This window comes from Nonomuraea lactucae, from assembly GCF_003313395.1.
GTDB lineage: Bacteria > Actinomycetota > Actinomycetes > Streptosporangiales > Streptosporangiaceae > Nonomuraea > Nonomuraea lactucae.
Genome location: NZ_QNFZ01000937.1, coordinates 1 through 9,193, shown reverse-complemented (window position 1 = coordinate 9,193; position 9,193 = coordinate 1). Strand labels below are relative to the sequence as shown.

Genomic DNA, 9,193 nt, shown 5'->3' with positions numbered 1-9,193 from the left:
CCGCGCGCTCGTCGAGCGGGCGGTCGCGCTCGGGCACCGGCGGCTCGGCTACGCGGGCACCGGGGCGGGGGCCGAGTCGTACGCCGACCGGCTGCGCGGCTTCCGTGAGGCGGCCGGGACGCTCGGCGTGACGGGCGTCCATCTGCCCGACTGGACGGGCCTGTTCGAGGCCGGGGTGACCGCCGTGTTCGCCGAGGAGCTCGCCGACGCCGTCGCCATCGTGCGGGCGGCGGAGGAACGCGGCCTGTCGGTGCCGCGCGACCTGTCCGTCGTCGAGCTCGGCGCGTCCAGCAGGCCCGTGCACACCGACATCGACTTCGCCGGTCTGCGCATCCCGCGCCGCGAGATGGGCCGCCGCGCCGTCGAGCTGCTGATGGGGCTGCTGGAGAACGGCGGCACGCCTCAGGAACTGCTGGTGTGCGAGCCGGTCGAGGGATCGACGCTGGCCCCGGCACCGGCCCAGGAACGCTCACAAGACCAACACGACCAACACGACCAGGAAGAAAGGTGACACCCACGGTGGTGGAGATCTCGGGGGACGCGGTGGTCGCCGGAGGCGGCCTCGGCGGCGTGGCGGCCGCGCTGGCCCTGCTGCGCGCGGGCCGTTCGGTGGTCCTCAGCGAGGAGTACGACTGGCTGGGCGGGCAGCTCACCAGCCAGGCGGTCCCGCCGGACGAGCACTCCTGGGTGGAGCGGTTCGGCGTCACGGCGAGCTACCGGGCGCTGCGCGACGGCATCCGCCGCTACTACCGCGACCACTACCCGCTCACCGAGCGGGCGCGGGCCCATCGGGAGCTGAACCCCGGCGCCGGCCACGTGAGCAGGCTCTGCCACGAGCCGAGGGTCGCGGTCGCCGTCATCGAGGCGATGCTCGCCCCGTACCGGGGGTCGGGCCGCCTGCGCGTGCTCCAGCCGTACCGGCCGGTCGCCGTCGAGACCGACGGCGACCGGGTCACGGCGGTGCGGTTCGCGCACCGCGACGGCGGCGAGGACGTCACGGTCCTGGCCCCGTACGTGCTGGATGCGACCGAGACCGGCGAGCTGCTGCCGCTGGCCGGGGCCGAGTACGTGACCGGGTTCGAGTCGCAGGCCGAGACGGGCGAGCCCAGCGCGCCGGCCGAGGCCCAGCCGCTGAACATGCAGGCCGTCTCGGTCTGCTTCGCGATCGACCACGTCGACGGCGACCACACCGTCGAAAGGCCCGCATCGTACGACTTCTGGCGGGCCTACCAGCCGCCGTTCTGGGGCGACAGGCTGCTGTCGTGGCGCTGCCCGAGCCCGCGCACGCTGGAGATCGTCGAACGTTCCTTCACCCCCAACCCGGGTGACGACCCAGGGCTGGTCGAGGCCGACCAGCGGGTCAACCCCGGCGACGCCAACCTGTGGACGTTCCGCCGGATCGCCGCCCGCGACAACTTCCTGCCCGGGACGTACGCCAGCGACATCACGCTCGTCAACTGGCCGATGATCGACTACCTGGAGGGCCCGGTCATCGACGTGCCGGACGCGGCCGAGCACCTGCGCGCGGCCCGCGAGCTGTCCCTCTCGGTGCTCTACTGGCTGCAGACGGAGGCGCCCCGCCCCGACGGCGGCACCGGCTGGCCGGGCCTGCGGCTGCGCGGCGACGTCACCGGCGGCTCCGACGGCCTCGCCCAGGCGCCCTACATCCGCGAGTCGCGCCGCGTCCGCGCCCTCTACACGGTCACCGAGCAGGACCTGTCCCTGGAGGTGCGCGGCGACAAGGGCGCGGTCGCCTACCCCGACTCGGTCGGTGTCGGCATGTACCGGATCGACCTGCACCCGTCCACCGGCGGCGACAACTACGTCGACGTGGGCTGCTCGCCGTTCCGCATCCCGCTCGGCGCGCTCATCCCGCGCCGGATGACCAACCTGCTGCCCGCCTCCAAGAACATCGGCACGACCCACATCACCAACGGCGCCTACCGTCTCCACCCGGTCGAGTGGAACGTCGGCGAGGCCGCGGGCGCGCTGGCCGCGTTCTGCCTGGACCACTCGACCACCCCTCACGCCGTGCGGGAGAGCGAGCGCCTGCTCGCCGACTACCAGCGGCGGCTCGTCCGCGACGGCGTCGAACTCGGCTGGCCGGACGTCACCGGCTACTGACGCGCCAGAAGGAGAACCACCCATGAAAGCACCCGGGAAACTGGCGGCCCTCTCCCTGGCCGCCCTGCTCGTCGCGACGGCCTGTGGCGGCGGCGGTGGCGGCGGCGCCCCGGCGGCGTCGGGCCCGAAGCCGCTGCGGATGACGGTCTGGACCACCACCGAGGCACACCTGAAGCTGTTCGACGAGATCGCCGAGGAGTACCGCAAGACCCACCCGGACGTCGGGAAGATCACCTTCGACCCGATCCCGTTCGAGTCCTACACCACCACGCTCACCACCCAGATCGCCGGCGGCAAGGCCCCCGACCTGGCCTGGATCCTGGAGAGCTCCGCCCCCGACTTCGTCTCCTCCGGCGCGCTCGCCCCGCTCAAGAGCAAGATCGAGAACGTGTCGGAGCTGATCCCCACGGCCACCCGCCTGTGGGAGAAGGACGGCGAGCTGTACGCCTACCCCTTCTCCACCTCGCCTTTCGGCGTCTTCGTCAACAACGACCTGGTCAAGGCGGCGGGGCAGAAGACGCCCCGCGAGCTGATCAAGGCCGGCCAGTGGAACTGGGAGCGCGCCGCCGCCGTCAACGCCGCCGCCGCGGCCAAGAGCGGCAAGTCCGGCCTGGTCATCGTCAACTTCGACTACAAGGCGTGGGACAACCTGGCCACCGTGTGGGGCGGCTGGGGCGCCAAGGCGTGGAGCGACGACGGCGCCACCTGCGCCTTCAACGGCCCCGAGATGACCGAGGCGATGACGTTCCTGCACAAGTCGATCTTCACGGACAAGGCGATGCCCGGCCCCGGCACCACCGCCGACTTCTTCGCCGGCGACGCGACGATGGCCGTCGCGCAGATCTCCCGTGCCGCGTTGCTCAAGGACGCCACCTTCGACTGGGACCTCGTCGCGCTGCCCGCCGGGCCCAAGGGCCCGTACGCGGTCATCGGGCAGGCCGGGATCGGCGTGCTGAAGAAGTCCCCGAACGCCGGGCCGGCCGCCGACTTCCTCGCCTACTTCACCAGCACCGCGAACTCCGCCAAGCTCGCCGCCTACTTCCCGCCGCCGCGCCGCTCCCAGCTCACCGCCGACACACTGGCCAAGACCAACCCGCTGCTCAAGCCCGACCAGCTCCAGCAGGTCGTGATCGACGGCATCGCCAAGGGCGTGGTCAAGCCCAGCCACACCGGGCAGGCGGAGCTGGCGCAGACCGTCCGGGCCGCTCTCGACCCGCTCTGGAAGCCCGGCGCGGACGTCAAGGCGGTGCTCGACGGCGTCTGCGCGAAGATCCAGCCGATGCTCGGCGCCTGACATGGCCGTCACCCAGCTCACCCGCCGCGCCGCGGGCCGGGCGGACCACCCTCCGCCCGGCCGGGCCCGCCGCTTCTGGACGATCGCGCGCCGCGACGCGCTCGTCGGCTACCTGTTCGTCGCACCCCAGCTCGCCGGCAGCGCGCTGTTCGTGCTGCTGCCACTGGGCCTGGTCGGCTGGTACAGCCTGCAGGAGTGGAACGTGCTGGCCGGCACGTTCGAGTTCGTCGGCGGCGACAACTACGCCAAGCTGCTCGCGGACGCCAACCTGCGCTCGGTGCTGACCGCGTCCGCGCTGTTCTCGGCCGGCCTGGTCGTGCTCAACCTCAGCCTCGCGCTGACCCTGGCGGTCCTGCTGAACCAGAGGCTGCGCGGCACCACGCTCTTCCGCACGCTGTTCTTCTCGCCGGTGCTGGTGTCGCTGGTGGCCTGGACGATCGTCTGGCAGTTCCTGCTGCAGAAGGACGGCGGCGTCAACGGCCTGCTCGCCGTCGCGGGCGTCGAGGGGCCCAACTGGCTGCGCGGCGAGGCCACCGCGATGCTGTCCGTGGTGGTCGTCCAGGTGATCAAGAACGTCGGGCTCAACATGGTGCTGTTCCTGGCCGCGCTTCAGGGCGTGCCGCGCCAGCTCTACGAGGCCGCCCAGCTCGACGGGGCGGGCGCCTGGCGGCGCTTCCGCAGCGTCACCGTGCCGCTGATCAGCCCGACGATCCTGCTCACCTCCATCATCACCGTGGTCGGGTCGCTGCAGGTGTTCGCCCAGATCGCGGTGCTCACCCAGGGCGGCCCGGGGACGTCCACGACGGTGCTCGTCTACTACCTGTACCAGCAGGCGTTCCAGTTCCGGCACTTCGGCTACGGGGCGACGCTCTCGGTGCTGCTGTTCGTGATCGTCGCCGCGCTCACCCTGCTGCAGTGGCGGCTGCGCAGGAGGTGGGTCTTCCATGAGTCGTAGGGTCAGGCTCACCCTGTACGGGCTGCTGTGCGTGCTGTGCGTGCCGTTCGTCTTCCCCACCTGGTGGATGGTCACCTCGTCGGTCAAGCCGATCAGCGACGTCTTCGCCTTCCCCCCGGCCCTGCTGCCCCGGCGCTGGGACCTGTCGCCCTACCGCCAGGTCTTCGAGCTGCAGCCGTTCACGCAGCAGTACGTGAACAGCCTCTACATCGCGGCGCTCGTCACGGTGGGCACCATGGCCGTCGCCGCGATGGCCGGGTACGCCTTCGCCCGCATCCGCTTCCCCGGGCAGAACGCGCTGTTCGTCCTCGTGCTCATCGGGCTGCTGATCCCCAGCGAGGTGACGATCGTCCCGCTGTTCCAGATGTTCCACGGGGCCGGGCTGAGCGACACTCACTGGCCGCTCATCCTCGTGCCCGTGCTCGGCGCGCCGAGCGTGCTTGCCACGTTCATCATGCGCCAGTTCTTCATCGCCCTGCCCGGCGAGCTGGAGGAGGCCGCCCGGGTGGACGGGCTCGGCCGGTTCGGCACCTTCTACCGGGTCGCGCTGCCGCTGGCCCGGCCGGCGCTCGGCGCGGTCGCGATCTTCACCTTCCTGCACTCCTGGAACCTCTACCTCGAACCCATCGTGTACCTGTCGACCCCGTCCAGGTTCACGCTCCCGCAGGCGCTCACCCAGTTCGTCGACAACTACGGCTGGCCGCTGTGGAACGTGCAGCTCGCCGCGGCCACGATGACCGCCCTGCCGATTCTCGTCGTATTCGTGCTCGCGCAACGGCAGTTCATCGAGGGCCTCGCGCACACCGGACTGAAAGGCTGAACCCCATGATCTCTCGCCGCACCCTCCTCGGCGCCGGGTCCCTGTCGATCCTCGGCAGCGCGTTGCTCCCCGCCCTGCCCGCCGCGGCGGCCTCCGCCGGGCCGTTCACGCTCGCGCCCCTTCCCGACGGAGCGCCGGTCCGCACCCTGTTCGCCCCGGCCGAGCAGCGCTTCGCGCCGTACCTGAAGACCCTCGCGCCCATGGTGGCCGACATGGAGGCCGGCGGGTTCTTCGCCGGAGGCTGGTGGCGCACGCCGGCGGCGCCGTACAACGCCCGGGTCCAGGAGCACGTCTTCACGCTGGCCTGGTTCCACGCCAACGCCCGCCCCTGGAACCCGTACGCCGGCGACCGGGTCCTGCTGTCCGCCCTCGACGCGGCGCTCGGCCACTACCTGTCGCTCCAGAACGACGACGGCTCCTTCCCCGAGTACGCGCCCAACGAGCACCACATGGCCGCCACCGGCTTCGGTCTCGGCTACCTCAGCAAGACCCTGCGGATCCTGCGCCGGGCGGACATGCTGCCCGAGCGCCGCCGGCAGCTCGCCGTCGCCCTCGCCAAGGCGATGACCTGGTTCCTCGACCCGAACAACAGGACCGTCTGGCAGACGCGCCTGACGTTCGCCAACCAGACCACCTCCGGCCTGGCCGGATCCGCCCTCGCCCTCAGGCTCGACCACGACGCCGCCCTGCGGCGCGCGCTGCGCGCGGCGATCGAACGGCTCGCCACGTCCGGGCAGAGCCCCGCCGGCTTCTTCTACGAGGAGCGGGGCATGGACATGAACTACAACTTCGAGGTCATGCTCCCCGAGATGGCCGACGCCTACCACCAGACCCACGACCGGACGCTGGTGGACATGGCCGCGAAGTTCACGGACTGGCTCGGCTACAACCTGCTGCGCGAGCCCGACGGCTCCGGCTACATCGCCAACGTCGCCCCGTCCGCGCGCACCAGCACGCGCTTCTACGACGAGGTGCGGTCCGACCCCGACCGGACCGCCCTGAACTCGCTGTTCGTGCCTCTCGTGCCGGCGCTCGGCGCGTTCATGACCGCCCGGGAGGACCTCGCCGCCGCCCGCTCCGCCTGGGCGGCCGACCCGGCCCCGGTGCGGGTCCTCGCCAAGCAGGACACCTCGCCCCGCATCCTCGCCCACGGTCTGTACGGCGAGGCGTTCCCCACCCGCCGCCGCCGCGCAGCCGCCGTCGCCGAGCTGCCCTACCTCAGGAGCGACGACTTCGCCGAGCTCCGGCGCGACCAGGGCCAGGACTTCCTGTACGTGCGCAAGCCCCGCCTGTACGCCGGCGGCTACTTCGGCACCCGCGCCACCTCCAGCACCCGCACCGGGCTCACCTTCCTGTGGCACCCCGCCGCCGGGACGATCGTCCACTCGCTCAACGACAACAACTACGCCTGCTGGTCGACGGTCCTGCCCGGCCAGAAGCCCGACTCCAACGGCCCCATGACGGCCGAGTACTTCGCCGGCGAGCCGGGCGGCACGCCCTGGACAGGCGGCGACGCCCCCGCCACGTTCGGCGTCCGCTACCGCACGCCAGACGGCGCGATCACCACCGACGTCATCATCACCGCGGACTCCCTGCGCAGGTCGGTCCGCTCCACCGCGGCGGCGACCGAGCAGATCCCGCTCGTCCTGCTCCCCACCGACACGCTCACCTTCACGGACGGCACCAAGGCCGCGCACGGCGGCTCGACGAACGCCACGGCCGACGGCCTCGACGTGCGCCGCGGTGACACGCTGATCAGGTTCCGGTGGGGCGGAGCCCGCCCGGCGACGCTCGCCGCGGGCTCGCCGACGTACTTCCGCGACGCCCGGCGCCGTTTCCACGCCCTGCGCATCCCGCACGCGGGCACGATCGACGTCACCGTCTCCCTGGGGTGACGGACTCCCGGGGGGGTCAGGGGCGCCCGGGGCTCTTCGGGCGCCCTCCGGGCCGTGGTTCACCTGCGGGACCACTCCCATTTGTGGGCTATTGGGCGGTCATGTGCCTTGTTAGAGTGGAGATCAGGCGGGCACGGAGAGGGGTGCCCCAGAGTGGCACGGTGAGCGCGCACGCCGATCCCCCCGATGACGAGAAGCGGTTCATGGCAGATCCCACCACAGTCGACCGGCTCCTGCCGGGCGACCATGTCTGCTGGACCTTCGACGACCACGAACGGCATCTGAGGGCACTGGTCCGGTTCGTCCGCACCGGGTTGGCGCACGGCGACCAGGTCCTCTACTTCACCGACACCTTCCTGCCCCCGGCGTTCCTCGCCGCGGCGCAGGCGTACGGGGTGGAGGTGCGGCAGCCGCTCAGCACGGGACAGCTGCGCGTGACGGGCGCCGACGGTTCCTATCTCGCCAGCGGCCCCTTCGAGCCCGAACGCGCCCTGAAGGGCTGGACCACGGCCATCGACCAGGCGCGGGCGGACGGCTACGGCGGGCTGCGCGTGGCGGCCGACATGGGCTGGACCGTCCGCCCCGTCGTGGACGTCGACCGGCTGGCCCGGTACGAGGCGCAGGCCAACCAGATCTTCTCGGGCGGCTACGCGATGGCGCTGTGCTGCTACGACCGCAGGCTGTTCACCCACGCGGAGCTGGAGCGGATCAGCGCCGCCCACCCGGGCGCGGCCACAGCAGGAGCGGGCAGCCTGGAGGAGTGGGCGCCGCTGCTGCGCATGCGCCGCACCCCTCGCGGGCTGGTGCTGAACGGAGCCGCCGACCGCACCAACGCCGAGGCCCTGGCGGCCGTGGTGGAGCCCCTGGTCACCGAGGTCCTGGCGGCCGACGCCTCACCGGCCCCGGCCGCCGGTCACACCAGTCACACCAGTGACGACGGTGACGCCGGTGGCGCGGTGGTCATCGACGTGACCGGCCTGACCTTCGCCGACCTCGCCACGGCCCGCCTCCTGGCGGGCGCGGTCGAAGCCGCCGCCGGCCGCCTCCGGCTGGAAGGCTCCCTGCCCGACGTCCCGGCCGCGCTCGATCCCGGCGGCGCGCGGGACTCCTGAACCCGACACCTCGCCGGGGACCCCGGCCGGAGCCACGGTCAGCCGCCGTGCCGGGCGAGGTGGTCGGCCGCGCGTACGGGGTCCGGGAGGCGGAAGCGGGGCGAGAGGCGCAGCACCTGCTCGATGGCGGTGTCCAGGTCGATGCGGTGACCCGGGGAGACGTACACCGGCTTGACCCCGCGCTGGGTGCGCAGCGCCCGGCCCACCGTGGAGCCGTCCAGCATGATCGGCGTCCACGCCCCGCGCTCCGGGCCGGGGCTGGTGTGCGCGCCGACGAACGGCGTCTTGCCGACGCCCAGCGCCGGCAGGCCGGTCAGCACGCCCAGGTGACACGCCAGGCCGAACCGGCGCGGGTGAGCCAGGCCGTACCCGTCGCAGACCAGCAGGTCGGGTGTGACCGTCAGGCGTTCGAGCGCCTCCACCAGCGCGGGCAGCTCCCGGAAGGCGAACAGCCCCGGAACGTACGGGAAGCGCGCCTCGCCCGGCACCACCACCTGCTCGACCACCGACAGCGTGCCCGCGTCGAGCACCACGACGGCGGCGGCCAGCCGCTCGTCGCCGTGGTAGTGCACGTCGAGCCCCGCCACCAGGCCGAACGAGGAAGGGCCGGTCGGCTCGACGCGAGGACGCAGACGGTCCTGGCCGGCCTCCGCCTCGTCGACGGTGGCCGGCCAGGGGTGAAGCCGATCGACGCGCACGTGATCGAATCTACGCCGCCAGAGGTCAGCGCGGCGAGGAGAGACGCCGCGCCGCCCGCGAGGCGAGGACGGTCACGGCCAGGGCCAGGGCAAGGGCGAGGGCCAGGGCGAGGGCCAGCAGCATGGTCGGCCGCCACGGCCAGGCGGGACCGCTCAGGTCGAGATGGTCCGCGGGATACTCCGTGAACTTGGCGGTGGCGCGGGCCGTGGCCCGGTCGCCCCAGGCGGCGAGGTCGAGCAGCACCGGGTCGAAGGCCGGCCGCCCGGGACCGCCGCCCACGTGCGGCAGCTCGGG

9 protein-coding genes are annotated in these 9,193 nt (G+C 72.6%); 7 read left to right on the top strand and 2 right to left on the bottom strand.

The genetic code is table 11. The features are described 5' to 3' along the window. From DQW85_RS32625 to DQW85_RS32595, 7 genes are all read left to right on the top strand, one after another. A partial coding sequence (locus DQW85_RS32625) for a substrate-binding domain-containing protein (RefSeq protein ID WP_162795553.1) occupies positions 1–511 on the top strand: 511 nt, incomplete at its 5' end. After that, on the top strand, positions 508–2,124 hold the full coding sequence (locus DQW85_RS32620) for an FAD-dependent oxidoreductase (protein ID WP_240197569.1): 1,617 nt from the start codon (positions 508–510) through the stop codon (positions 2,122–2,124). The genes DQW85_RS32625 and DQW85_RS32620, both read left to right, overlap by 4 nt. 22 nt (positions 2,125–2,146) lie before the next feature. Continuing rightward, the gene (locus DQW85_RS32615) at positions 2,147–3,418 is read left to right on the top strand and encodes an extracellular solute-binding protein (protein WP_113703627.1); all 1,272 of its coding nucleotides are present in this window, start codon (positions 2,147–2,149) and stop codon (positions 3,416–3,418) included. Position 3,419: 1 nt separating this feature from the next. Then, the gene (locus tag DQW85_RS32610) at positions 3,420–4,373 is read left to right on the top strand and encodes a carbohydrate ABC transporter permease (RefSeq protein ID WP_113703626.1); all 954 of its coding nucleotides are present in this window, start codon (positions 3,420–3,422) and stop codon (positions 4,371–4,373) included. Beyond that, on the top strand, positions 4,363–5,193 hold the full coding sequence (locus DQW85_RS32605; protein ID WP_113703625.1) for a carbohydrate ABC transporter permease: 831 nt from the start codon (positions 4,363–4,365) through the stop codon (positions 5,191–5,193). The genes DQW85_RS32610 and DQW85_RS32605 overlap by 11 nt, the downstream gene beginning before the upstream one ends. 5 nt (positions 5,194–5,198) lie before the next feature. Then, on the top strand, positions 5,199–7,088 hold the full coding sequence (locus DQW85_RS32600; protein ID WP_113703624.1) for a hypothetical protein: 1,890 nt from the start codon (positions 5,199–5,201) through the stop codon (positions 7,086–7,088). A gap of 203 nt (positions 7,089–7,291) precedes the next feature. Continuing rightward, positions 7,292–8,200: an MEDS domain-containing protein gene (locus DQW85_RS32595; RefSeq protein WP_162795552.1), complete on the top strand. Its 909-nt coding sequence runs from the start codon at positions 7,292–7,294 to the stop codon at positions 8,198–8,200. A 38-nt stretch (positions 8,201–8,238) separates the two neighbouring features. Here the strand turns inward: DQW85_RS32595 and DQW85_RS32590 are convergent, their stop codons facing one another. Both DQW85_RS32590 and DQW85_RS46155 read right to left on the bottom strand, forming a co-directional pair. Beyond that, positions 8,239–8,898 (bottom strand): endonuclease V, encoded by a 660-nt coding sequence (locus DQW85_RS32590; protein WP_113703622.1) that lies wholly within the window; start codon positions 8,896–8,898, stop codon positions 8,239–8,241. 25 nt (positions 8,899–8,923) lie between these two features. Then, positions 8,924–9,193: hypothetical protein (locus tag DQW85_RS46155; protein WP_205315582.1), on the bottom strand; the 270-nt coding region annotated here is incomplete at its 5' end.

Bases quoted from the DNA above. Each gene is read 5' to 3' on its own strand.
- DQW85_RS32595 (WP_162795552.1), top strand. From the start codon at position 7,292: ATGGCAGATCCCACCACAGTCGACCGGCTCCTGCCGGGCGACCATGTC.
- DQW85_RS32610 (WP_113703626.1), top strand. From the start codon at position 3,420: ATGGCCGTCACCCAGCTCACCCGCCGCGCCGCGGGCCGGGCGGACCAC.
- DQW85_RS32600 (WP_113703624.1), top strand. From the start codon at position 5,199: ATGATCTCTCGCCGCACCCTCCTCGGCGCCGGGTCCCTGTCGATCCTC.
- DQW85_RS32615 (WP_113703627.1), top strand. From the start codon at position 2,147: ATGAAAGCACCCGGGAAACTGGCGGCCCTCTCCCTGGCCGCCCTGCTC.
- DQW85_RS32605 (WP_113703625.1), top strand. From the start codon at position 4,363: ATGAGTCGTAGGGTCAGGCTCACCCTGTACGGGCTGCTGTGCGTGCTG.